22 protein-coding genes and 1 tRNA gene are annotated in these 22,849 nt (G+C 57.0%); 10 read left to right on the top strand and 13 right to left on the bottom strand.

The window, feature by feature from the left end; genetic code table 11:
- Positions 1 to 262 precede the first annotated feature (262 nt).
- On the top strand, positions 263 to 1,504 hold the full coding sequence (locus B3041_RS14025; protein ID WP_065650317.1) for an MFS transporter: 1,242 nt from the start codon (positions 263 to 265) through the stop codon (positions 1,502 to 1,504).
- A gap of 83 nt (positions 1,505 to 1,587) precedes the next feature.
- Here the strand turns inward: B3041_RS14025 and B3041_RS14020 are convergent, their stop codons facing one another.
- From B3041_RS14020 to B3041_RS14010, 3 genes are all read right to left on the bottom strand, one after another.
- A complete protein-coding gene (locus B3041_RS14020; protein ID WP_039382107.1) occupies positions 1,588 to 1,878 on the bottom strand; it encodes a DUF1330 domain-containing protein in 291 nt (96 codons plus the stop codon).
- Positions 1,878 to 2,759, bottom strand: a complete 882-nt coding sequence (yghU, locus tag B3041_RS14015; RefSeq protein WP_065650316.1) for a glutathione-dependent disulfide-bond oxidoreductase — start codon at positions 2,757 to 2,759, stop codon at positions 1,878 to 1,880. Before yghU ends, B3041_RS14020 begins: the two co-directional genes overlap by 1 nt.
- Before the next feature lie 101 nt (positions 2,760 to 2,860).
- Entirely contained in the window at positions 2,861 to 3,880 is a 1,020-nt protein-coding gene (locus tag B3041_RS14010; RefSeq protein WP_065650315.1) for a LacI family DNA-binding transcriptional regulator, read from the bottom strand.
- 100 nt (positions 3,881 to 3,980) lie between these two features.
- On the opposite strand from B3041_RS14010, the gene B3041_RS14005 reads away from it, so the two are divergent.
- Complete coding sequence (locus tag B3041_RS14005) at positions 3,981 to 4,991, top strand: Gfo/Idh/MocA family oxidoreductase (RefSeq protein WP_292975899.1); 1,011 nt, start codon at positions 3,981 to 3,983, stop codon at positions 4,989 to 4,991.
- A 53-nt stretch (positions 4,992 to 5,044) separates the two neighbouring features.
- Here B3041_RS14005 and B3041_RS14000 read toward each other — a convergent pair whose 3' ends face one another.
- The 6 genes from B3041_RS14000 to aspA form a co-directional block, all read right to left on the bottom strand.
- On the bottom strand, positions 5,045 to 5,929 hold the full coding sequence (locus tag B3041_RS14000) for a sugar phosphate isomerase/epimerase family protein (protein WP_065650313.1): 885 nt from the start codon (positions 5,927 to 5,929) through the stop codon (positions 5,045 to 5,047).
- A gap of 250 nt (positions 5,930 to 6,179) precedes the next feature.
- A tRNA-Phe gene (locus tag B3041_RS13995) sits at positions 6,180 to 6,255 on the bottom strand.
- A 106-nt stretch (positions 6,256 to 6,361) separates the two neighbouring features.
- A complete protein-coding gene (gene dicD, locus B3041_RS13990) occupies positions 6,362 to 6,940 on the bottom strand; it encodes a division control transcriptional repressor DicD (protein WP_065650312.1) in 579 nt (192 codons plus the stop codon).
- 64 nt (positions 6,941 to 7,004) lie between these two features.
- Entirely contained in the window at positions 7,005 to 8,693 is a 1,689-nt protein-coding gene (locus B3041_RS13985; RefSeq protein WP_292975894.1) for a protein-disulfide reductase DsbD, read from the bottom strand.
- An 82-nt stretch (positions 8,694 to 8,775) separates the two neighbouring features.
- The gene (locus B3041_RS13980; RefSeq protein WP_292975890.1) at positions 8,776 to 10,077 is read right to left on the bottom strand and encodes an anaerobic C4-dicarboxylate transporter; all 1,302 of its coding nucleotides are present in this window, start codon (positions 10,075 to 10,077) and stop codon (positions 8,776 to 8,778) included.
- A gap of 115 nt (positions 10,078 to 10,192) precedes the next feature.
- Positions 10,193 to 11,629, bottom strand: coding sequence for an aspartate ammonia-lyase (gene aspA / locus B3041_RS13975; protein ID WP_065650517.1), 1,437 nt, complete (start codon positions 11,627 to 11,629; stop codon positions 10,193 to 10,195).
- 376 nt (positions 11,630 to 12,005) lie between these two features.
- Here aspA and B3041_RS13970 point away from each other — a divergent pair, with 376 nt between their 5' ends.
- From B3041_RS13970 to B3041_RS13955, 4 genes are all read left to right on the top strand, one after another.
- Positions 12,006 to 12,458: an FxsA family protein gene (locus B3041_RS13970; protein WP_065650309.1), complete on the top strand. Its 453-nt coding sequence runs from the start codon at positions 12,006 to 12,008 to the stop codon at positions 12,456 to 12,458.
- Between the two features lie 194 nt (positions 12,459 to 12,652).
- On the top strand, positions 12,653 to 12,946 hold the full coding sequence (locus B3041_RS13965) for a co-chaperone GroES (RefSeq protein WP_039382130.1): 294 nt from the start codon (positions 12,653 to 12,655) through the stop codon (positions 12,944 to 12,946).
- Positions 12,947 to 12,992: 46 nt separating this feature from the next.
- Positions 12,993 to 14,633 (top strand): chaperonin GroEL, encoded by a 1,641-nt coding sequence (groL, locus tag B3041_RS13960; protein ID WP_292975885.1) that lies wholly within the window; start codon positions 12,993 to 12,995, stop codon positions 14,631 to 14,633.
- Between the two features lie 198 nt (positions 14,634 to 14,831).
- Entirely contained in the window at positions 14,832 to 15,179 is a 348-nt protein-coding gene (locus B3041_RS13955) for a DUF4156 domain-containing protein (protein ID WP_039385686.1), read from the top strand.
- Between the two features lie 93 nt (positions 15,180 to 15,272).
- Here B3041_RS13955 and epmB read toward each other — a convergent pair whose 3' ends face one another.
- The gene (gene epmB, locus B3041_RS13950; protein WP_292975879.1) at positions 15,273 to 16,301 is read right to left on the bottom strand and encodes an EF-P beta-lysylation protein EpmB; all 1,029 of its coding nucleotides are present in this window, start codon (positions 16,299 to 16,301) and stop codon (positions 15,273 to 15,275) included.
- Positions 16,302 to 16,341: 40 nt separating this feature from the next.
- Between epmB and efp the strand changes: the two genes are divergently transcribed.
- The 3 genes from efp (at position 16,342) to epmA (ending at position 18,320) form a co-directional block, all read left to right on the top strand.
- Positions 16,342 to 16,908: an elongation factor P gene (gene efp / locus B3041_RS13945; RefSeq protein WP_039382139.1), complete on the top strand. Its 567-nt coding sequence runs from the start codon at positions 16,342 to 16,344 to the stop codon at positions 16,906 to 16,908.
- A gap of 163 nt (positions 16,909 to 17,071) precedes the next feature.
- Positions 17,072 to 17,206: an entericidin A/B family lipoprotein gene (locus B3041_RS13940; protein ID WP_039382142.1), complete on the top strand. Its 135-nt coding sequence runs from the start codon at positions 17,072 to 17,074 to the stop codon at positions 17,204 to 17,206.
- A 136-nt stretch (positions 17,207 to 17,342) separates the two neighbouring features.
- Positions 17,343 to 18,320, top strand: a complete 978-nt coding sequence (gene epmA / locus B3041_RS13935; RefSeq protein WP_065650306.1) for an elongation factor P--(R)-beta-lysine ligase — start codon at positions 17,343 to 17,345, stop codon at positions 18,318 to 18,320.
- 39 nt (positions 18,321 to 18,359) lie between these two features.
- Here epmA and degS read toward each other — a convergent pair whose 3' ends face one another.
- The 3 genes from degS to zapG all read right to left on the bottom strand — a co-directional run bounded on the left by degS (position 18,360) and on the right by zapG (position 21,416).
- A complete protein-coding gene (gene degS, locus B3041_RS13930; protein ID WP_065650305.1) occupies positions 18,360 to 19,439 on the bottom strand; it encodes an outer membrane-stress sensor serine endopeptidase DegS in 1,080 nt (359 codons plus the stop codon).
- Between the two features lie 86 nt (positions 19,440 to 19,525).
- Complete coding sequence (gene degQ / locus B3041_RS13925) at positions 19,526 to 20,896, bottom strand: serine endoprotease DegQ (RefSeq protein ID WP_292975874.1); 1,371 nt, start codon at positions 20,894 to 20,896, stop codon at positions 19,526 to 19,528.
- Between the two features lie 109 nt (positions 20,897 to 21,005).
- Positions 21,006 to 21,416, bottom strand: a complete 411-nt coding sequence (gene zapG, locus B3041_RS13920; RefSeq protein ID WP_065650303.1) for a Z-ring associated protein ZapG — start codon at positions 21,414 to 21,416, stop codon at positions 21,006 to 21,008.
- A 189-nt stretch (positions 21,417 to 21,605) separates the two neighbouring features.
- Here zapG and zapE point away from each other — a divergent pair, with 189 nt between their 5' ends.
- Positions 21,606 to 22,733: a cell division protein ZapE gene (gene zapE / locus B3041_RS13915; RefSeq protein ID WP_292975871.1), complete on the top strand. Its 1,128-nt coding sequence runs from the start codon at positions 21,606 to 21,608 to the stop codon at positions 22,731 to 22,733.
- Positions 22,734 to 22,849: the final 116 nt, after the last annotated feature.

Raw genomic sequence — 22,849 nt, 5'->3', positions numbered from 1 at the left:
GGATAATTAAGCTGTTAATTCAGTAATCAATAAATTAATACCTGTTTTCCATCGATAACAATAACCTTCCTGATATATAGAGGCCAATGTTTATTGCTCAGGCGGTTAACCTGCTGTTTCAAAAGCGCACAACCCGCCATTGCCTGCCAGAGTGTTATCGCGCACTCTCAGAGAGACAAAACGATAACAGAAGCTGCTGCCTGGCTTCTGACCAGATTAGTGCAATGACGCTAATCAGTTAATTATTTCAGGATGGGATCATATGACAGGTTTAAAAAGCACTGCTGCAGAAGCGTCACTGCTGCGGCATCGATCGTTTGTGGCTTTCTGGCTGGCGCGCACCTGCTCGTCATTTGGCTTCCAGATGTTTTCAGTGGCGGTCAGCTGGCAAATCTATGCGCTGACACACAGTGCGCTGGCGCTGGGCATGATCGGTTTAATGCAGTTTTTACCCTCGGTACTGCTGGCGTTGCCGGCCGGTCATCTGGCCGATCAGCACGATCGCCGTCGTATTGTTCTGGTGGGCCAGCTGATTGAGTGGGTAGCGCTGCTTGGCCTGGTGGCGCTGACGCTGCTGCACTGGGCCGGCAGGATAGAGATCTGGGGACTGGTGTTTCTGATCTCAGTGGCAAAAGCGCTGGAGTGGCCGGCCATTACATCAATGCTGCCGGCGCTGGTGCCGCCGCCGGTTCTGGCCCGCGCCATGGCGGCCAGTTCAGTGGGGGGGCAGGCAGCGGTGATCGTCGGCCCGACGCTGGGGGGCCTGCTGTATGTCGCCGGACCTGAAGTGGTATATGGCGTCTCAGCGCTGTTCTATCTCTTCTCACTTGTCCTGATTAGCCGCCTGCGCTACGCGCGGCCGCCTCAGTCGCGTATGCCGATGAACCTGACCAATATGTTCGCCGGCGTGCGCTTTATCCGTGAACGCAAAGATGTGCTGGGCGTGATCTCGCTTGACCTGTTTGCCGTCCTGCTGGGCGGCGCCACGGCGCTGTTGCCGATTTTTGCGCAGGATGTTCTGCATACCGGGCCGTGGGGGCTGGGTATGCTGCGCGGTGCACCTTCAGTCGGGGCGCTGGTAGTGGGTGTCTGGCTTAGCCGCAATAAACTGGAAAAGCATGTCGGTATGATTATGTTTGGCTCGGTTGCCGGTTTTGGTCTGGCGACGCTGCTGTTTGCGCTCTCAACTCAGCTCTGGCTTTCACTGCTGGCGCTGGCTGCGCTGGGAGGGTTCGATATGGTCAGCATGGTGATCCGCGGTGCGCTGGTACAGCTGGATACGCCGGATGATATGCGTGGCCGCGTCAACGCCGTCAACGCTATCTTTATCAATACCTCTAACCAGCTGGGGGAGTTTGAATCGGGCCTGCTGGCCGCGTGGCTGGGGGCGGTACCGGCGGCTGCGCTGGGCGGAATAGGGACGCTGGTAGTGGTAGCTGTCTGGATGACGCTTTTTCCGCATCTGCGCAAACGGCAAAAGCTCGAGAATGAAAGCGGCGTGTAGATGAGTGTGCCCGGAGCAGCATCACGCCGCCGGGCATATCAGCAGACCGGCAGCAGGGTGCCGGTCTGCCTGTCGGCATCGCGTTATGCGACGCCGTTAACCAGGATAACGCGGTAGTTAGCGCCTTTCACGCGGTGCGCTTTCGCTTCCTGATAAGCCGGGCTGTGATACCAGGCGCGCGCGGCGTCCATATCCGCAAACGCCAGAACGACAACGCCTTCAGCATCGCGCCCCTCCAGCACTTCCTGTTCGCCATAGAAAGCCAGCGGCGTGATCTGATGATCGCCCCGCGCGTCGCCCGCTTTCTGTGAATAGGTTGCCAGCTCATCTTTGTCCAGCGTCTCATCCTTAATCATTACCATATAAGCGGTCATTACTTCTCTCCCCGTGCCTGACGTTTATCTTCGGTGTTGTGCTCAAAATCACTGGCGTCATGCCGCTCCAGCAGCTGATCCTGCGGCTCAGCGCCAAAGGCGCGATTAACTTTGCGCCCGCGGACTACCGCCGGACGTTCCGCGATCTCCTTCGCCCAGCGCACCACGTTGGTGTAAGCCTGCACATCCAGAAACTCTGCTGCACCATACAGGCCGTTCAGCACCAGGTTGCCATACCAGGGCCAGGTTGCGATATCAGCGATGGTATAGGCGTCGCCTGCGAGGAAGCGGTGATCAGCCAGCTGACGATCCAGCACATCCAGCTGGCGCTTCGCCTCCAGCGTAAAGCGGTTAATGGCGTATTCAATTTTCTCAGGCGCATAGTGGTAGAAGTGGCCAAAGCCGCCGCCAAGATAGGGCGCAGAGCCCTGCAGCCAGAAGAGCCAGTTCAGGGTTTCAGTGCGGCCCGCCATATCTTCCGGAATAAAGTAGCCAAACTTTTCTGCCAGATAGAGCAGGATGTTACCCGATTCAAATACCCGCTGCGGTGGCGTCACGGAGTGGTCACTCAGCGCCGGAATTTTGGAGTTAGGGTTCACATCAACAAAACCGCTGGAGAACTGATCGCCTTCGCCGATGCGGATGAGCCAGGCGTCATACTCTGCCTCTTTCACACCCACCGCCAGCAGCTCCTCCAGCAGAATAGTGACCTTCTGACCATTTGGTGTACCAAGCGAGTAGAGCTGCAGCGGATGCTGACCGACCGGCAGCGCCTGTTCATGCGTGGCGCCAGCGGCGGGGCGGTTGGTTTTGGCACCGTTGCCTTTGGCTTCCGGTTCCCAGGTCCAGACTTTTGCGGGCTGATACTGATTATCTGACATCGTCATTTCACCTTATGGTCGTGAGCGTTGTGCTGCCACTGAGTGTAGCAGCGCAATCCCGCGCCCATTTAACCGCGCTGGTGGTGAGCGTGCCGGTCAGATCAGGTACAGTTCTCCTGGGTATAGAGCATAAAGTCGACTTTGCCGGGCGCGTAAGTATCAGGCTGCTCACGCTCTTCCAGATGCCGCAGCAGCAGCGTCAGGGCGAGTTCGGCGTGGCGCTGCGTATTCTGATCGAGCGTCAGGGTCAGAATACGCTGCTGCAGCAGCTGGCGCGTGGTCGCATAGAGTTCATGCGTCACATAAACCGTGCTGCCGCACAGCCGGTGGCGCGCCAGCGCTTCATAAATCTGGGTATTGCCCATGCCGGTGTTATAGAGTCCGGCGATCTGGCGCGATCCCGCCAGCGTTTTCTCCAGCAGCCGGCTGATGCGTTCACGATCGTCCTGACCGGCGAGGATCTCACGCAGTCGCAGCTCCGGGAAGCGCTCAGCCAGTACCTGCTGAAAACCTTCTATACGCTGCTGATGCGCAAGGTAGTCAGCACGACCGCTGATCAGCACCACGTCCCCTGTACGGGCCGCCATACTGCCCAGCATCAGGCCCGCCGTGCGTCCCGCTTTGTATTGATCGATGCCGACGTGGCAGAGCCGCGCCGCGTCAGGCAGATCGCTGACCAGCGTGATGACCGGCACGCCCCGCGCCTGGCAGGCGGCCAGCGCGTGATAGATCAGCGGGCTGGCGTGGGCAAAAACAATGAGTCCGTCCCGCTTTTTACTGCCGGAATCGATGTGTGCTGCCAGTTTTTCCGGGGCATCTTCCGGGATCAGCGTGCGATGCAGCCGGACCCGCCGGTAGCCCAGCGCATCCGCCAGGCGGGCAAACTCCTGCGCCAGCTGCTGAAAGAAGAAGGAGCCGTTGCCGCTCAGGATGACCTCGATCTGCCAGCTGTGACGATGCTCCTCCGGCAGAATACGTTTTAAGCCCGCCTCCCGGGCCGCCTGCAGCACTTTTCGCGTCATGGCGGGTGAGACACCGCCGCGATCGTTTAACACCCGATCCACGGTTGCGACGCCAACGCCTGCGCGCTTCGCCAGTCCGGCCAGCGTGGTTGTTTTCATTTGAGTGAATTCCATCAAAAACTGCGTTCTGACAGCCTGCCAGAACGGGATATTTTGACAAGACAGGGCATTCTGAAGTGTGAGCTAAAGGAGCGTTAACATGCGGATCCCGCAACGTTTTGCAGTAGTCGGGTGCGGTTTTATCGGACAGGTCCATGCCGCAAATATCGCCCGCCATCCGGGAACTGACCTGACGCTGGTTTGCGATACCGACACGGCGCGTGCAGAGAGCGTGGCGCGGCAGTATGGGGCCAGAAGCGTAACAAGCGAACAGGCGCTGGAGAGCGATCGGATTGATGCCGTACTGATTGCCAGCGCCACGCCAACGCATGCCGCACTGCTGGAACAGGCGGTACGCGCAGGAAAAGCGGTTTACTGCGAGAAACCCATCGATCTCTCCTTGGCCCACGCGCGTGATGTGGTCGGACGCATTTCGCCCACGCGGGTGCCGGTCACCGTGGGCTTTAACCGCCGTTTCGATCGCAGTCATCAGCAGCTCAGGGCACAGTTGCGGGAGGGCACCATTGGTTATGCTGAGCTGATTCAGATGACCTGCCGTGCATCAGTGCTGCCATCCGCTGACTATCTGCGTGCGTCAGGCGGACAGATGCGCGATCAGGCGATTCACTTTTTTGATCTGCTGCGCTGGCTGACTGACGACGAGGTGACGCGCGTGGCGGCGATGGGGGCGGCGCTGGCAATGCCGGAGATCCGCAGCTTTGATGTCGATACTTCAGTGGTGATGCTGCAGCTGCAGAAGGGCGCGCTGGCACAGCTGGATAATAGCCGCCGCACCGCCTACGGCTACGATGAGCGCCTCAGCGTGATGGGCAGCGAAGGGATGCTGGCGTCAGAGAGTCAGGCTACGCGCGGGGCCACACTTTATCAGGGCGGCACGATCCGGCAGCCGGGCCTGTATGCAGACTGGTTCAGTCGCGTGCAGGAGACCTACTATGCGCATCTGGACGCCTTTGTCCGTCATATCAACGGAGAAGAGGTAGCGGATTTGCCAGGGTTACTGGATGGCCTGCGCGCGCAGGCTATTGCGGAAGCCGCCCAGCTCTCACTGACGCGCGGGACCTTTACCGAAGTAGAACACGTAGCGATCTGAACCGTCTCTTTCCCCCTGTATCGCGCAGGGGGAAGTAATCCGCCATGCTGCAATCAGAGATTCAGCAGCTCGCGCTCAATCAGTTCGCGCGTTTCCACCGCCTGATAGCGCATCTTCTCCGGATAGCCAAAGAGGGCTGCTGAGATAATCGACTCACCGCCGACTTTGAAGCTGCGACGGGCAAAGTCCATTTCGCGCAGCGCTTCAAACAGCGCGTCGAAGTTTACCTCCCCTTCGCCGACCGCGACGTGCTGGTGAATGGTCGCGTCCACGCCGGGCGGATTCACAATATAGCGGCAGTGTTTGGTATGGTTCATGGTATCGGCAATCAGCATATGCGAGAGATCGTCACCGGCATACTGCAGCATGTTTTTCACATCCCCTTTGCCTTTGTCATAATAAAAGGTGTGAGGGGCGCTGTAGATATACTTCACGTTATCGCTGCGAAATGACTTTACGATATCCGCCGTTTCATTGCTCTCTTCGCAGAAATCCCACGGATGCGCCTGAATTTCAATGCGGATCCCTTCACGCTCGACGATCGGCAGCAGCTCTTCCATTGAGCGGTAGAACATCTCTTCACAGATTTCTGGCTCATTAGGATTGCCGGAGAGCTCGGTGTTGATAACCTGCACGCCCATTTCAACCGCAATCTCAATCATGCGCTTCCAGTTTTTTACCGCCGCCTGACGCCGCAGTTCGTCGGGTCCCGACCAGCGATAAACCGTAATGAATGAAGAGATTTCAGTGCCGGTGGCATTCAGCGCATTTTTATATTCGCGCAGGATTTCGCGGCTGGCTTTAGGGTGTTTATAAAAGGGATTGATCTGCGGATGAGGCGACTGCTCAATGTATTTATAGCCCCATTCTGCTACCTGATGCACCATCCGGGTAATGCCGAGATCCCGGATAACGTCCACGTCAAAAGCAATTTTCATGCTGTCTTTTCTCCTGCGCGATTCCGCTGCCAGCGTTGTTCCGGACAGGCGGAAGCTGATGCAGGACGCCAGGCAGACAGAGAGTGTATTTATCAGCCACTATAAGAAGAGACATCAGGGCGCTCTACGGTTTTACTGATGTAAAACCATCAGGACGGCACCGGGCACGGTGCGCAGGAAGTACAGGCAAAGCGGAATGAAGAATGCAGAAAAGCAAAAACCCAGCCATAAGGCTGGGTTTTCTGAATTTTGGTGCCCGAACCCGGAATCGAACCAGGGACACGCGGATTTTCAATCCGCTGCTCTACCGACTGAGCTATTCGGGCAACGGGGCGCATTAAACCTTAATGGCCGCATATCGTCAACGGGTTTTAGCAAAAAAGCGCGCTATCCGTGACTGACTGCCTGCTTTTCAGGCATGTCAGCCGGTTTTCAGGCCAGCGCGCCGTTCTGACGACAGAGCGCAATGCTAAAGACATCTTCCGCCAGCCGCCGGGCGGTTGCCACATCCTGTACGTTGCGTTTCACCAGCAGTTTGCTCAGGCAGCCTTCAAGGATCAGTTCCATCTGGTCAGCCACCATTGCGGGATTATCCAGCGCCAGCTCAACCAGTATCTCATGGGTAAACTGCCACGAGTGGCGTTTCTGCTGCTCTGCCAGCTGGTGCACCGGCTGATCAGGCTGCGGATAGAAGCTGCAGGCAGCAATAAACAGGCAGCCGGGAAAACGGCCTTTGCTGACATACTCTGCCAGCACGTCATAGCGCGCCATCAGCTTTTGCGCGGGGCTGAGCCGCTCATCCAGCTGCACCTGACGTCGCCAGCTGTCGATCTGCTGACCGTGATAGCGCAGTGCGTCATAGAGCAGCGCATCGCAGTCGGGCCAGTAGCGGGTCAGCTGTTCGGTGCTGAGTCCGGTTTCACCTGCCAGCTGTGGCAGCGACAGGGTGGCCGCCAGACCATGTTGTTCGAGCACATTCAGCGCATGCTCCAGAATTTGTTCGCGTTGCACATGACTCTCCTCTGGAATATCGGCCCGCTCGTCGATGAGCGGGCGGTGGCTGAACCAGTGTCGTTTAACGCGGCAGATTCTGCAAATGCGCGCGAAACGCTGCCGCACGCAGAAAGCCGCTGATGCGCGAGCCCGGGATCTCGCGGCCCTGCGCATCAAAAAACAGAAGGGTCGGTAATCCCGGCACCTGCAGCTGCTTCAGCAGGGCGTTATCCTGCGCGCTGTTCGCAGTGACATCCGCCTGCAGCAGCTGCACGTCAGCGAGTGCGCTACCGACCGCGGGATCGCTGAAGGTATACTTCTCAAACTCTTTACAGGCGACACACCAGTCGGCGTAGAGATCGAGCATGGTGATGCGCCCCTGCGCCTGCTGCAGCGCCTGCTCAAGCTCCGCGCTGCTGCTGATGCGCTTAAACGGCAGATGGGCCACGCTCTGACTTGCCGCGGCGCCAAATGCCCACTCCTGCAGCGGCCGCGCCATAATCAACGCTGCCCCTAACATCACCACCGGCACAACGCGCCACCTGCCGCGCGCATGCATGCTGTGAATAAATGCCCAGGCGAAAAATGCCACGCCAAGCAGGCTCCAGAGCCGCAGGCCCCAGGTATCACCGAGAATACGCTCCAGCAGAAATACCGGCAGCGCCAGAATGACAAACCCGAAGCCCTCTTTCACCGTCTGCATCCACGGGCCGCTTTTGGGCAGCAGACGATGCCCGTAAAGCGTCACGGCGATCAGCGGCAGCCCCATTCCCACGGCGTAGAGCCACAGCGTACCGGCACCGGCCCACAAATTTCCGCTCTGGGCGATATACAGCAGGATTGCGCTGAGCGGCGCAGTGGTGCAGGGGGAGCAGATGAGTCCGGCCAGCGCACCCATGATAAACACGCCGGGCAGCGAGCCGCCGCGCTGCTGATTGCTCCAGTGCGCGAGCCGCGTCTGCAGGCTGGCGGGCAGCTGCAGGGAAAACAGGCCAAACATCGACAGCGCCAGCAGAATAAACAGCAGCGACAGACCCGCCAGAACGTACGGATGCTGCAGCGCCGCCTGAAAGCGCAGCCCGGCAGCGGCGACCACGACGCCTAAAAGCGTGTAGGTCAGCGCCATGCCCTGCACATAGACCAGCGCCAGCGCCAGCAGGCGGCCGGTAGTGTAGCGGCGTGCGCCGCCAAGGATGATACCGGAGATCAGCGGGTACATCGGCAGGACGCAGGGGGTAAAGGCAACACCGATCCCGATCAGCAGCGCCCAGAGCGGAGAGAAGGGCAACGGCGCGGCGGCGGCGGGCGGCTCAGTAACCGGCACGCTGCCGCCGCTGACGGCGCTCAGCGGAACGGTACGGCTCTCCGGCGGGTAGCAGAAGCCGGCTGCGGCACAGCCCTGATACGTTACCGTCAGCGTGGCACCCGCATCAGCCCGCTGCAGCGTGACCGGCAGCGTCACGGCCTGGCGATAAATCTCGCTTTTGCCGTAAAACTCATCTTCATGCGCTTCGCCGGGCGGCAGCGTCAGCGGAGCCAGCTGCGCGTGCTGAGCCGCGATCTTGATCTGCTGACGATAGAGATAGTAGCCGGGCCTGACCTGCCAGTTCAGCGTCAGCGTTGAGCCCCGCTGAGAAAAATCAAACTGAAAAGCCTGATCAACCGGTACAAAGCGGCTGGTGGATTTTGGCGCAAAGAGATCGGCCTGAGCCGACAGGCACAGCAGTAACGTCAGGCAGAGCGTCAGCAGGCGGGAAAGAGATGCAGCCATAACAGATTAATCAACTCCGGTAGTGCAGAAGCGGTAAGCATAACACGCCCGCTTCGGCACAGGATTTCACAATGTAACGGCGTCAGAGGATCAGACTGCCAAACAGAAAGCCAAACGCAACCGAGAAGGCGATGGCCAGTACGCCCGGAATGATAAAGGAGTGGTTAAAGACAAACTTACCGATTCGCGTCGAACCGGTGTCATCCATTTCTACCGCCGCCAGCAGCGTCGGATAAGTGGGCAGGACAAAGAGTGCTGATACCGCAGCAAACGAGGCCACTGCCGCCAGCGGCGAGACGCCGAGCATCAGCGCTGCCGGCATGAGCGCTTTGGTGGTTGCCGCCTGCGAATAGAGCAGGGTGGCGGCAAAAAACAGCACCAGCGCCAGCATCCAGGGATAGCGCTGCAGCATGTCGCCGGCCAGGCTCTGAATCTCACTCAGATGCGCTTTGACAAAGGTGTCACCCAGCCACGCCACGCCCATGACGCAGATACAGGCGCTCATGCCCGACTTAAACGTACTGGCGCTGAGGATCTCACTGCTGTCCACGCGGCAGGTGAGGCAGATCAGCGTCGCGACCGTGAGCATAAACACCACGATCGCTTCGTTACGCGGCAACACCGGGCTGGCGATCAGGCCCACGCTGTCGCTGATGGCGGTGGCATAGAGCACCACTGCTGCAATGCCGGTCAGAAACAGCAGCACGGCGCGCCGCGCGCCGGGACGGGTTGCAGAGACTTTTTTACCGCGCAGCGTGACATCGCCTCTGGCAAGCCGCGTCTGATAGACAGCATCATCCTTCAGCTCTGTACCGAGAAAGTTGGTGATCACCGCGGCGCAGAAGATTGCCGCCATGGTTGAGGGCAGCGCCACGCCCAGCAGCGCCAGATAGCTGACGCCGCGGGGTTCCAGTATGGAGGCAAAAAATACCACTGCCGCGGAGAGCGGAGAGGCGGTGATCGCAATCTGAGAGGCCACCACCGCGATAGAGAGCGGGCGCGATGGCCTGACGCCCTGTTCTTTGGCAACTTCAGCGATAACCGGCAGCGTAGAGAACGCGGTATGGCCGGTGCCGGCCAGCAGCGTCATCAGGTAAGTGACCAGCGGCGCAAGGAAAGTCACATAGCGCGGATGGCGGCGCAGCAGCTTTTCCGCGAGACCGACCAGGTAATCCATGCCGCCTGCAACCTGCATGGCAGCAATCGCCGCGATAACAGCCATGATGATTTCGATCACATCAAATGGGATCGCGCCTGGCTTCATACCGCAAACCAGCGTGAGCACCAGCACACCCAGGCCGCCGGCAAAGCCGATACCGATACCGCCCAGACGGGCACCGAGCCAGATCGCCAGCAATACCACTGCCAATTCCACTGCTATCATCCGTTTCTCTCCTCAGGCTGCAGATCGCGCCCCCTGAATGTTGTCGTCGCCACATATAAAAAAAGCACGCCGTATTGTATACAGGCGTGCCCGGGACGACGTGATCGGAAACAGGTTACTGTTCGTTTTCGTCGGTATAACGTTTGGCTTTGTAGGTCGGATGCATCAGGTTCTGAACGGAGAAGATGTCATCCAGCTCCGCCTCGGTCAGCAGGCCGCGCTCCAGCACCACTTCACGCACGCTCTTACCGGTTTCGGCACAGACTTTACCCACGATATCGCCGTTGTGGTGGCCGATATAAGGATTGAGGTAGGTGACAATACCGATAGAGTTGAACACGTAGGCTTCGCAGACCGCTTTATTCGCCGTGATGCCGTTAACGCATTTTTCCAGCAGGTTGTAGCAGGCGTTGGTCAGGATGCTGACAGATTCAAACAGCGCCTGGCCAATCACCGGTTCCATCACGTTGAGCTGCAGCTGGCCCGCTTCAGACGCCATGGTCACCGTGGTATCGTTGCCGATAACCTTAAAACAGACCTGATTGACCACTTCCGGCACCACCGGATTTACTTTGGCTGGCATGATCGAGGAGCCCGCCTGCAGTTCCGGCAGGTTAATTTCGTTCAGACCCGCGCGCGGACCGGAGGAGAGCAGGCGCAGGTCGTTGCAGATTTTTGACAGTTTCACCGCCAGACGCTTCAGCGCTGAATGCACCATCACGTAGGCGCCGCAGTCGGACGTTGCTTCAATCAGATCTTCCGCTGGCACCACCGGCAGATTGCTGACTTCAGCCAGACGCTGCACGGCCAGCTGCTGATAACCATCCGGCGTGTTGAGGCGGGTACCGATTGCGGTTGCGCCAAGGTTGACTTCCAGCAGCAGCTCGGCGGTGCGCAGAATACTGCGGGTCTCTTCGTTCAGCAGCACGTTAAACGCGTGGAATTCCTGTCCGAGCGACATCGGCACCGCATCCTGCAGCTGGGTGCGCCCCATTTTCAGGATGTTTTCAAACTCCACGGCCTTGCGCTGGAAGCCTTCGCTCAGTTGCGCAATCGCATCCAGCAGCTTGAGAATAGAGGCGTAAACCGCGATTCGGAAGCCGGTCGGATAGGCATCATTGGTTGACTGGCATTTGTTAACGTGGTCGTTGGGATTGAGGTACTGATACTCACCTTTCTGGTGGCCCATCAGTTCCAGACCGATATTCGCCAGCACTTCGTTGGTGTTCATGTTCACCGAGGTGCCGGCGCCGCCCTGGTAAACATCCACCGGGAACTGATCCATGCATTTGCCGTTGTTCAGCACCTCATCGCAGGCCTGAATAATGGTATTCGCAATGTTGCGTGGGATCGTCTGCAGCTCTTTGTTGGCCAGCGCGGCTGCTTTTTTAACCATCACCATGCCACGGACAAACTCAGGAATGTCGCTGATTTTACTGCTACTGATATAGAAATTTTCAATCGCACGCAGAGTATGAACACCGTAGTAAGCATCCGCCGGCACTTCACGCATGCCTAACAGGTCTTCTTCGATACGAATGTTGTTCGCCATGATTACCTTCTTATTATTGCTGCTCTGATACCGCCACGCATCCGGCATGGATGGAGAGCGAATAACACGCAGGTGAAGCAATTATATTGTCGTGGAATACCAGTGCCGACATTTTATCCATCTTCGGGCTGGCGGGCACGATCATATTCTGTCACGACAGAAATGCTCGTACACAGATCACTTTACGGACATTTGCCCGGCGAGTGGTAATAACGATATGTGATGCATCTCTCACTTTTATGTCAAAAGGAAATATTTGGCCGGTACGGTTGAAATTCACCGCGCAGGTGCCCATCTCTGAACCTATGATCGTCACGATCGCTCTGTTTCTGCCGCCTGGCTTATCGCGAGGTGGCCCAACTCACAGGAGACACCGGTGCGCTGGTTACCGTTTTTACTCTTTTTTGCCCTGGCGTGGATTGAGATCACGCTGTTTATCCAGGTCGCTCATGCGCTGGGCGTGCTGATGACGATGCTGCTGGTGATTTTCACCTCCTGTATCGGTGTGTCGCTGGTGAAAAATCAGGGCATGAAAAACTTTATGCTGATGCAGGAGAAGCTGGCGCGTAATGAAAGCCCGGCGGCGGAGATGATCAAAAGCGTCTCGCTGATCATCGCTGGTGTGCTGCTGCTGCTGCCCGGCTTCTTCACCGATTTTCTCGGCCTGCTGCTGCTGCTGCCGCCGGTGCAAAAGCTCCTGACGCTGAGGCTGATGCCGCATCTGCGCGTCTGGCGCGGTCCGGGGCAGGGACCAGACAGCGGCGTAACGATGGATGGTGAATTTGAGCGTAAAGATCAGGATCGCATCGGTCACGATAAAGATCGCTGAAACAAGCGAGGCGGCGGAAGCCGCCTTATTTGTATTCTTTTTAAGCATCTGTAGCACAAACAAAAATTTTTTATTTTTTTGCCCTTGAAAGTCCCCTGTCTGCCCCCTATCTCTTCCTGCACGAGGCCGGAACCCTCAAGCCCGGCGTTCAACCCAAAAATGAATGATTGGACTTCTCAAAGGAGAGCTATCAAATGAAAATTCGTCCGTTGCACGATCGCGTTATCGTCAAGCGTAAAGAAGTTGAAGCTAAATCAGCAGGCGGTATCGTTCTGACCGGCTCTGCAGCAGGCAAATCAACCCGTGGTGAAGTTCTGGCTGTTGGCAATGGCCGCATCCTGGACAACGGCGAGATTAAGCCGCTGGACGTGAAAGTGGGTGATCTGGTGATTTTCAGCGAAGGCTACGGTGCAAAAACCGAGAAAATCGACAACGAAGAAGTTCTGATCATCTCTGAAAGCGACATCCTGGCGATTGTCGAAGCGTAATTTACGCGTAATTCACTGAACGAAACGAATTTAAGGGATATTTGAAATGGCAGCTAAAGACGTAAAATTCGGTAATGACGCACGCGTAAAAATGCTGCGTGGCGTGAACGTACTGGCAGATGCAGTAAAAGTTACCCTGGGCCCGAAAGGCCGTAACGTGGTTCTGGATAAATCTTTTGGTGCACCGACCATCACTAAAGATGGTGTGTCTGTTGCGCGTGAAATCGAGCTGGAAGACAAGTTCGAAAACATGGGCGCACAGATGGTGAAAGAAGTCGCCTCTAAAGCAAACGATGCAGCAGGCGACGGCACCACTACCGCAACCGTACTGGCTCAATCTATCGTTAACGAAGGCCTGAAAGCCGTTGCGGCCGGCATGAATCCGATGGATCTGAAGCGCGGTATCGACAAAGCCGTTATCGCTGCTGTTGAGCAGCTGAAAGCGCTGTCTGTACCTTGCCAGGACACCCGCGCAATCGCGCAGGTAGGTACCATTTCTGCTAACTCCGATGAGAGCGTCGGCACCCTGATCGCCCAGGCGATGGAAAAAGTGGGTAAAGAAGGCGTGATCACCGTTGAAGAAGGCACTGGCCTGCAGGACGAGCTGGACGTGGTTGAAGGTATGCAGTTCGATCGCGGCTACCTCTCTCCTTACTTCATCAACAAGCCAGAAACCGGCGCAGTTGAGCTGGAAAGCCCGTTCATTCTGCTGGCTGACAAAAAAATCTCCAACATCCGTGAAATGCTGCCAGTACTGGAAGCCGTTGCAAAAGCGGGCAAACCACTGCTGATCATCGCGGAAGATGTGGAAGGTGAAGCACTGGCAACGCTGGTGGTGAACACCATGCGCGGTATCGTGAAAGTGGCTGCGGTTAAAGCACCAGGCTTTGGCGACCGTCGTAAAGCGATGCTGCAGGATATCGCTATCCTGACCGGCGGTACCGTGATCTCTGAAGAGATCGGTATGGAGCTGGAGAAATCCACGCTGGAAGATCTGGGTCAGGCGAAGCGTGTCGTGATCAACAAAGATACCACCACCATCATCGATGGCGTGGGCGATCAGGGTGCTATCTCTGGCCGCGTATCGCAGATCCGTCAGCAGATCGAAGAAGCGACCTCTGATTACGATAAAGAGAAGCTGCAGGAGCGCGTAGCGAAACTGGCAGGCGGCGTAGCCGTACTGAAAGTAGGTGCCGCAACTGAAGTGGAAATGAAAGAGAAGAAAGCCCGCGTTGAAGATGCCCTGCACGCCACCCGTGCTGCGGTAGAAGAAGGCGTGGTAGCAGGCGGCGGCGTCGCGCTGGTACGCGTTGCTGCTCAGCTGACCGAGCTGCGTGGTCAGAACGAAGATCAGAACGTGGGTATCAAAGTTGCGCTGCGCGCAATGGAATCTCCACTGCGTCAGATCGTGTCCAACGCCGGTGAAGAGCCTTCTGTTGTAGCAAACAATGTGAAAGCAGGCGACGGTAACTACGGTTACAACGCGCAGACCGAAGAGTACGGCAACATGATCGACTTCGGTATCCTGGACCCGACCAAAGTAACCCGTTCTGCGCTGCAGTACGCAGCCTCTGTGGCAGGTCTGATGATCACCACCGAGTGCATGGTTACCGATCTGCCTAAAGGCGACGCACCTGATTTAGGCGCGGGCGCAGGTGGCATGGGCGGTATGGGCGGCATGATGTAATTGCCCCTGACAGCGTAAGCTATCTGCGAAACCCCCGACCGGAAACGGTCGGGGGTTTTTCTTTTGCTGGCGAACAGGGTATAAGTAGGGACGCGATCTTTCGGCTTTGCGGGTTCAGGGCAATGAATGTTCAGAAAAAAAGTGCGCTTTTCTGCTACGCTGCCGCCCGACACTGATGATAATAAAATGGGGATTACAATGCGGATTAACCTCTTGCCCGGACTGGCAGCGGGCATCATGCTGCTGGCGGGTTGCAGCAGCTCAAATCAGCTGAGCGCCGCTGGCGAACGTGTCACGTTTGTCGATGAGCAGCCAGCAAGTCAATGTCAGCTTCTGGGCAACGTCACCGGCTCACAGAGCAACTGGCTGAGCGGTGCAGGCGGCGAAAACAGTGCATTACGCGGGGCTGCCAACGATCTGCGTAACCGAGCGGCTGAAATGGGCGGCAACGTTATTTATGGTGCCACCAGCCCGACGCAGAATCTGCTTTCTGCGTTCGCGCCGCTCGACAGCAAAATGACCGGCCAGGTTTACAAGTGTCCGTAAACGCGCCGCGATAAAAAAGCCGCTGATGCGGCTTTTTTTGTTTTTGATTTCGGTGGCTGCATGATCGCCATCCCCGGTAGCTGACCGGGCACGTTATTCCTGACGCAGCTGCAGGTCCAGCGGCGTTTTGCTCGGCTCACCGCCAATCTCACGCGCCAGTCTGGGGACCATATAGCCGGAGACCCGGCTGAGCAGCTGGCGCATCAGCGCGCGCGCTTCCGTATCTGAAACAAAGAAGTGGGCAGCACCCTGAACTTTGTCGAGCACGTGCAGATAGTAGGGCAGAATGCCGGCATCAAACAGCGCGTTGCTCAGTTCAGCCAGCGTATCCGCATTATCATTGACGCCGCGCAGCAGCACGCTTTGATTCAGCAGCGTTACGCCCGAGCGCTTTAGCAGCTGCAGGCGCGCGCGCAGCGCATCATCAATCTCCTGCGCGTGATTGATATGGCTTACCACCAGCACCTGCAGGCGGGTGTCAGCCAGCAGCTGGCACAGCGTTTCCGTAATGCGTGCCGGGATCACCACCGGCAGGCGGCTGTGAATGCGCAGGCGCTTCAGGTGCGGGATCTGCTCCAGCGCCGCAATCAGCCAGGCCAGCTCATGATCTTTAGCCATCAGCGGATCGCCGCCGGAAAAAATAATTTCATCCAGCTCCGGGTGTGCAGCAATATAGTCAATCGCTGCCTGCCAGTTACGCTTGTTGCCCTGATTATCCTGATAAGGGAAGTGACGGCGGAAGCAGTAGCGGCAGTTAACCGCACATCCCCCTTTGACCAGCAGCAGCGCGCGGTTTTTATACTTATGCAGCAGGCCCGGTACCACGCTGCTCTGTTCATCCAGCGGATCGGTAGTGTAGCCCGGCGCATCGGTAAATTCCTGGCGGCTGGTCAGCACCTGCAGCAGCAGAGGATCGCCGGCATCGCCGTGGCGCATGCGCTGAATGAAGGCGCGCGGCACGCGCAGGGCAAAAAGCTGGCGTGCAGCGTGGCCGGCAGCCAGTTCCGGATGCTGTTCGAGGCCTAAAAGTTGCAGTAATTCAGCAGGATCGGTGACAACATCAGCAAGTTGCTGCAACCAATCTTCTCTGACAGGGGAATTTAGGGTTACAATGTGTGCCATTTTTTTGGCTATTACCAGTTAATATCTACAGAGGGCCTTTATGGCGACTTATCTTAGCAACGATTTTCGTTCCGGTCTTAAAATCATGTTCGAAGGCGAACCGTATGCCATCGAATCCAGTGAATTCGTAAAACCGGGTAAAGGCCAGGCTTTCGCACGCGTTAAAATGCGTCGTCTGCTGACCGGTTCTCGCGTTGAGAAGACCTTCAAATCTACCGACTCTGCCGAAGGCGCAGACGTTCGTGATATGACGCTGCAATACTCTTACAACGACGGTGACTTCTTCTACTTCATGCACCCTGAGTCGTTTGAACAGTACCAGGTTGAAGCCAAAGTACTGGATGACGTGACCAAGTGGCTGCAGGACAACGCAGAGTGTATCGTAACCCTGTGGAACGATAAACCGATTGCCGTTCAGCCGCCAAACTTCATCGAAGCAGAAATCACTGAAACCGATCCGGGCCTGAAAGGCGATACCGCAGGTACCGGCGGCAAGCCAGCGACCCTCTCTACCGGCGCAGTGATCAAAGTGCCACTCTTCGTTCAGATTGGCGAAGTGGTGAAAGTTGACACCCGCTCGGGTGAATACGTTTCCCGCGTAAAATAAGCACGACATCAGCACTCAATCAGGCGCATCAGTGATGCGCCTTTTTTTATGGCCGCGAAACGCGATGCCGGCGTGAATTTTTCCGGGGCACAGCTACCAGGGCTGCAGAAGCAGGCTATGCTTTAAAAGCTGTACTTTTACTGCAACCAACAAGGATATGGCTATGTTTAAGAAAAGTATTGTCGCAATTTTCTCTGTGCTGGTGCTCTCTTCAGTACTGAGCGGCTGTAACACCACGCGCGGCGTTGGTGAGGATGTTGAAGCGGGTGGTCAGGCAATTCAGCGCAGCACCCAGTAAAATCTGCCGGTGCGAAAGCCTTCGCACCGCTCTTCTTCTCGCCTGACCTGCCGGATCCTCTTCCGCTACGCCTCGTTGTTTGCAGCTTCTGTTCCGGGTAGACTTCCACCCCTTATTCGTATGAGGAGTCATCACCATGAGCGAAACGGCAAGCTGGCAGCCGAGCGCACCCATTGCCAATTTGTTGAAACGCGCCGCGATTCTGGCGGAAATCAGGCGTTTCTTTGCCGATCGCGGCGTGCTGGAAGTGGATACCCCGGCAATGAGCCAGGCCACCATCACAGATATTCACCTGGTGCCGTTTCAGACGCGTTTTGTCGGACCTGGCGCCAGCGAAGGTCGCGATCTCTGGCTGATGACCAGCCCGGAATATCATATGAAACGGCTGCTGGCGGCCGGCAGCGGGCCGATTTATCAGATGGGGCGCTGCTTCCGCAATGAAGAAGCGGGGCGCCATCACAATCCTGAATTCACCATGCTGGAGTGGTACCGCCCGCACTACGATATGTATCGTCTGATGAACGAGGTGGACGATCTGCTGCAGCAGGTGCTGGAGTGTGACAGCGCAGAATCCCTCTCCTATCAGCAGGCGTTTATCCGTCATCTGGAGATTGATCCGCTCTCTGCGGATAAAACGCAGCTGCGCGAAGCCGCGACAAAGCTTGGCGAGGGAGAGCTGGCGCAGCGTGAAGATGACCGTGATACGCTGCTGCAGCTGCTGTTTATGCTGGGCGTGGAGCCAAAAATTGGCAATGACAAACCCTGCTTTGTCTACCACTTCCCGGCAAGCCAGGCTGCGCTGGCGGAGATCAGTACCGAAGATCATCGCGTTGCTGAACGCTTTGAGGTTTATTACAAAGGGGTTGAGCTGGCGAACGGGTTTCGCGAGCTGACCGACAGCCGCGAGCAGCGTCAGCGTTTTGAACAGGATAACCGCCGTCGCGCGGCACGCGGACTGCCGCAGCATCCGATTGACCACTATTTGCTGGATGCGCTGGCGCACGGTATGCCAGCCTGTTCCGGCGTGGCGCTGGGCGTAGATCGTCTGATTATGCTGGCGCTGAAAGCCAGTGCGCTGAGCGACGTGATCGCGTTTCCGGTCGACAGAAGCTGAGAACGTCAGGTTAAGCGCGGCGCCTGATGGCGCCGCGGCTTACTGGGCGGTGGTCACGGGCGCGGCAGCTTCCGGAAACTCCTGAATCGTGACCGGCAGCGTCATTTTCTGCTCATTACGCAGGATCTGCACATCAATCACTGAACCGGGGCGGATTTCTGCCACCTGATCCATCGTCTCCTGCGCGGAAAGGGCAGGCTTGCCATTGACCTGCAGCAGCACATCGTTGGCCTGGATCCCGGCGCTGTCTGCCGGACCGCCCGGCGCTACGCTGTTAACAATTATTCCCTGTACGCGATCGAGATTGCTGCCCTGACCGTGCAGCGGCGGCAGTTCACGTCCGGTGATGCCGATATAGCCGCGGATCACCCGGCCGTCGCGGATCAGCTTATCCATGATTTTTGCGGCCAGCGCGGTAGGGATCGCGAAGCCGATACCTTCCGGTGTTTCTCCGTCGTTGCTTTTATCAAACGTCAGCGTGTTGATACCCATCAGCTCGCCGAGCGAGTTGATCAGGGCGCCGCCCGAGTTGCCCTGATTAATTGAGGCATCGGTCTGCAGGAAATTTTGCCGGCCGGAGGAGCTTAGCCCGATGCGTCCGGTCGCGCTGATAATGCCCTGTGTGACCGTCTGCCCGAGATTATAGGGGTTGCCAATCGCCATCACGACGTCACCAATGTGTGCTATCCGCGCGGCATTAATGGGGATAACCGGCAGGCCTGATGCGCTGATTTTGAGCACGGCTAAATCGGTCATGGCATCGGAGCCTACCAGGGTCGCCTCAAAAAAGCGGCCATCCTGCAGCGCCACGATGATCTGATCGGCGTTATTGATAACGTGCTTGTTGGTCAGGATGTACCCTTTCGCGTTCATGATCACACCCGAACCCAGAGTGGTGATGCCGCGATTATTGTTACCGTGGGCGCTGCGGTTGTAGACATTGACTACGGCGGGCACGGCGCGGCGCACCCCCGGGTTAAAACTGAAAGGGGTTTCGTCAGCGCTGCTTTCATGATCAAAAGTGACGTCACTGCCCATACGCAGCGCCGGAATCGCAACAAGCAGCAAGCCTGCTACGATCAGGCCCATCACCACTGCACGCAAAAGTTTAAGAAACATGGTGTTATTTCAAGCCAGGTGAGATCGCAGGGCAGAATAACATGAGAAAGGCGGACACACACCTGCTTGTCCGCCTGTCGGTGGGATTATCTCAGCAGCAGATAGATATTCTCGTCGCCGCGCACAACATTCAGCGCCAGCACCGGCGGTTTGCCCTCCAGCACTTTACGCATCTCGGCGAGGCTTTGTACCCGGGTACGGTTCACACCAATAATCACATCATCTTTCTGCAGGCCGACCTGCTCAGCGGGCGTGCCTTTTTCGATGGTGTCGACTTTAACGCCTTTATCGCCTGTTTTGGTGTTGCCGTCGCTCAGCTGCGCGCCCTGCAGGGCAGGAGACATCAGCTGCGCACTGGCGGTGCTCTGCGCGCTCTGCTCCAGCGTAACGGTCACGCTGACCGGCTTACCGTCGCGCAGCAGGCCGAGTTTCACCTGCTGGCCTGGCGGGGTGGTGCCTACTTTGACGCGCAGCTCGGCGAAGCTGGCGATTGGCTTGTCGTTGATAGAGGTGATGATATCGCCCGACTTTATCCCCGCTTTCTCTGCGGCAGATTTTGGCAATACCTCAGAGACAAATGCGCCGCGCTGTGCGTCAACGTTGAACGCTTTCGCAATATCCGCCGTCATCTCTGTGCCTTTGATCCCCAGCTGACCGCGCTTCACTTCGCCGAACTGAATCAGCTGCTGCGCCAGGTTGATGGCCATATCACTGGGGATGGCGAAGCCGATGCCAATATTCCCGCCGCTTGATGCCAGGATCGCGGTGTTGATACCGATCAGTTCGCCGTTCAGGTTAACCAGCGCGCCACCGGAGTTGCCGCGGTTGATTGCCGCATCAGTCTGGATAAAGTTTTCGAGACCTTCAAGATTAAGGCCGCTGCGGCCGAGTGCAGAGATGATCCCGGAGGTGGCCGTCTGACCCAGGCCAAACGGGTTACCGATGGCCACCGCAAAGTCGCCGACTTTCAGCGCATCAGAATCTGCGATTTTCACCTGCGTCAGGTTTTTAGCCCCTTCGACCTGAATCAGAGCGATATCTGTCTGCTCATCATGACCAATCAGTTTGGCATCATATTCATTGCCGTCGCTGAGCTGGACGCTGATTTTATCCGCGCCGTTCACGACGTGGTTATTCGTCAGAATGTAGCCTTTTGCCGCATCAATAATGACACCTGAACCCAGACCTTCAAACGGCTGAGGCTGCGACTGGCCGGGTGCCTGGCCGAAAAAGCGCTTCAGCGGTTCCGGGATCTCCTGCGCCTGCTGGCCACTGTCGCTGCCCTCTACATGCACGCTGACCACCGCCGGCAGTACTTTCTCCAGCATCGGGGCAAGGCTCGGCAGTGCCTGGCCCTGAATCTGCGCCGGAAGCGTGGCCATCGCCCCTGGCGTTGCGGCCAGGCTCATGCTGATACTCAGGGCCAGTGCGCTTAATAGTTTTGTTTGTTTTTTCATGGGTTATCAGGCTCTCGCTGCGAATAGGGGAGTACAGGAAGTGTGACAATCGTTTACTGCAAGTGTTCGAAACAAAAAGGGCACCGCATGAGGCGGTGCCCTGAAAAGATTAATTGCGGGTTGGCGTGTTGCGCTCGCTGCCGCGCAGTAATCCGGAGGCACCTTCAGAGTAGTCGCGCGGGATCTGAACCGGCGCCTGATCGTTATCTGCTTCCGCTTCCGTCAGCTGATAGGCAAACGGATTTTTTTCGCCCGGCAGATTAGGCAGCAGATCGTTAGATCCTTTCGCCATATGCTGATACAGCTGGCGATAGTCGCGCGCCATATTATCCAGCAGCTCTGCGCTCTGGGCAAAGTGGTTGGTGAGCTCTTCGCGATAATCCGCCAGCTCAGCCTTTGATTTTTCCAGCTCATACTGCATGCTGCGCTGTTCCCGCAGTTTTTTGTTGCCAAAACGCATAGCGACTGCGCCGACAATAATGCCAATCACTAAACCAATCAGCCCGTATTCCCAGGTCATAATAACTCCCGTGTAATTTCCGTTGCTTCGTAGGGCATTGCTTCAACTTCAACTTCAGTTTCACTATGAGTCACTATACCCGTTAATCTGCAGGAAGTGGAACTATCGGACTGTATCGCTTAGTGTAGAGCGGCCTAATTTTCAGCAACCGACACGTGAATCGGACTTTTCAGGGATTCAGAGAGAACCATGCAAACCTCATCTCCGCTTGCGCGCTATGAGCAGGCGCTGTCGCAGGGCGAGTTCCGCCCGGACGACGTACAACGTGAAGCTATTACCCGCCTGGACGCTATCCAGCAAGGGTTGATTGCCCGTCAGCAGCCGCGTGAAAACAGCAGTCGCGGATTGCTGGGACGCCTCTCCCGGCTGGTCAGCAAGGAGAAAGCAGCGCCAGAAGCACCGGTACGGGGCCTCTATATGTGGGGCGGCGTTGGCCGGGGAAAAACCTGGGTCATGGACCTGTTTTTTCAGTCAATTCCTGGCGATCGTAAACTGCGTCTGCACTTTCATCGCTTTATGCTGCGGGTGCATGAAGAGCTGACGCAGCTGCAGGGGCAAAGCGATCCGCTGCAGATTGTGGCCGACCGTTTTAAAGCGGAGACCGATATCCTCTGCTTTGATGAATTTTTTGTCTCTGACATTACCGATGCCATGCTGCTGGGTACGCTGATGGAGGCGCTGTTTGCACGCGGTATTGCCCTGGTCGCCACCTCCAATATTCCGCCGGATGATCTCTACCGCAACGGTCTGCAGCGCGCGCGCTTCCTGCCCGCTATTGAACAGATCAAACAGCACTGTGAGGTGATGAACGTGGATGCCGGCATCGACTACCGTCTGCGTACGCTGACGTCGGCACATCTGTGGAATCATCCGCTTAACGACGCCACGCAGGCGGAGATGACGCGCATGTTTCGTGCGCTGGCGGGCGGAGCGCCCGAGGATGCACCGGTGCTGGAGATTAACCATCGGGAGATGCCTACCCGCGGGGTACATGAAGGCGTGCTCGCGATCGATTTTCTGACGCTGTGCGGGGCGGGGCGCAGCCAGCATGACTATATCGAGCTGTCGCGGCGCTTCCATAGCGTACTGCTGTTTGATGTGCCGGTAATGATTTATAAAACCGAAGATCAGGCGCGCCGCTTTCTGGCGCTGGTGGATGAGTTTTACGAACGCCATGTCAAGCTGGTGGTAGCAGCAGAAACCTCGCTGTTTGAAATTTATCAGGGAACCCGGCTGAAGTTTGAGTATCAGCGCTGTCTGTCACGCCTGCAGGAGATGCAGAGCGAGGAGTATCTTCGGCTGCCGCATCTGCCGTAACGCCTGGCCAGAAATCGTGAATTTTGTCGCAAAAAGGTTCGATTTTTAAATCTGACTTCTCTATAATCTTGCGACCCCACGTTACAGCACAGCATTTCTTTTCCCGGAAAGCTGTG

Source organism: Pantoea sp. UBA4549 (genome assembly GCF_002387285.1).
GTDB lineage: Bacteria > Pseudomonadota > Gammaproteobacteria > Enterobacterales > Enterobacteriaceae > Pantoea > Pantoea borealis.
Note: the sequence above shows the minus strand (reverse complement) of the source record. Positions and strands in the feature narration are given on the sequence as shown.

Bases quoted from the DNA above. Each gene is read 5' to 3' on its own strand.
- degS (WP_065650305.1), bottom strand. From the start codon at position 19,439: ATGTTTCTTAAACTTTTGCGTGCAGTGGTGATGGGCCTGATCGTAGCA.
- B3041_RS13985 (WP_292975894.1), bottom strand. From the start codon at position 8,693: ATGGCTGCATCTCTTTCCCGCCTGCTGACGCTCTGCCTGACGTTACTG.
- epmB (WP_292975879.1), bottom strand. From the start codon at position 16,301: ATGGCACACATTGTAACCCTAAATTCCCCTGTCAGAGAAGATTGGTTG.
- efp (WP_039382139.1), top strand. From the start codon at position 16,342: ATGGCGACTTATCTTAGCAACGATTTTCGTTCCGGTCTTAAAATCATG.
- B3041_RS14010 (WP_065650315.1), bottom strand. From the start codon at position 3,880: ATGAAAACAACCACGCTGGCCGGACTGGCGAAGCGCGCAGGCGTTGGC.
- epmA (WP_065650306.1), top strand. From the start codon at position 17,343: ATGAGCGAAACGGCAAGCTGGCAGCCGAGCGCACCCATTGCCAATTTG.
- B3041_RS14025 (WP_065650317.1), top strand. From the start codon at position 263: ATGACAGGTTTAAAAAGCACTGCTGCAGAAGCGTCACTGCTGCGGCAT.
- B3041_RS14020 (WP_039382107.1), bottom strand. From the start codon at position 1,878: ATGACCGCTTATATGGTAATGATTAAGGATGAGACGCTGGACAAAGAT.
- B3041_RS13965 (WP_039382130.1), top strand. From the start codon at position 12,653: ATGAAAATTCGTCCGTTGCACGATCGCGTTATCGTCAAGCGTAAAGAA.
- groL (WP_292975885.1), top strand. From the start codon at position 12,993: ATGGCAGCTAAAGACGTAAAATTCGGTAATGACGCACGCGTAAAAATG.
- yghU (WP_065650316.1), bottom strand. From the start codon at position 2,759: ATGTCAGATAATCAGTATCAGCCCGCAAAAGTCTGGACCTGGGAACCG.
- aspA (WP_065650517.1), bottom strand. From the start codon at position 11,629: ATGGCGAACAACATTCGTATCGAAGAAGACCTGTTAGGCATGCGTGAA.
- zapG (WP_065650303.1), bottom strand. From the start codon at position 21,416: ATGACCTGGGAATACGGGCTGATTGGTTTAGTGATTGGCATTATTGTC.
- B3041_RS13955 (WP_039385686.1), top strand. From the start codon at position 14,832: ATGCGGATTAACCTCTTGCCCGGACTGGCAGCGGGCATCATGCTGCTG.
- degQ (WP_292975874.1), bottom strand. From the start codon at position 20,896: ATGAAAAAACAAACAAAACTATTAAGCGCACTGGCCCTGAGTATCAGC.
- B3041_RS14000 (WP_065650313.1), bottom strand. From the start codon at position 5,929: ATGAAAATTGCTTTTGACGTGGACGTTATCCGGGATCTCGGCATTACC.
- B3041_RS14005 (WP_292975899.1), top strand. From the start codon at position 3,981: ATGCGGATCCCGCAACGTTTTGCAGTAGTCGGGTGCGGTTTTATCGGA.
- B3041_RS13980 (WP_292975890.1), bottom strand. From the start codon at position 10,077: ATGATAGCAGTGGAATTGGCAGTGGTATTGCTGGCGATCTGGCTCGGT.
- B3041_RS13940 (WP_039382142.1), top strand. From the start codon at position 17,072: ATGTTTAAGAAAAGTATTGTCGCAATTTTCTCTGTGCTGGTGCTCTCT.
- zapE (WP_292975871.1), top strand. From the start codon at position 21,606: ATGCAAACCTCATCTCCGCTTGCGCGCTATGAGCAGGCGCTGTCGCAG.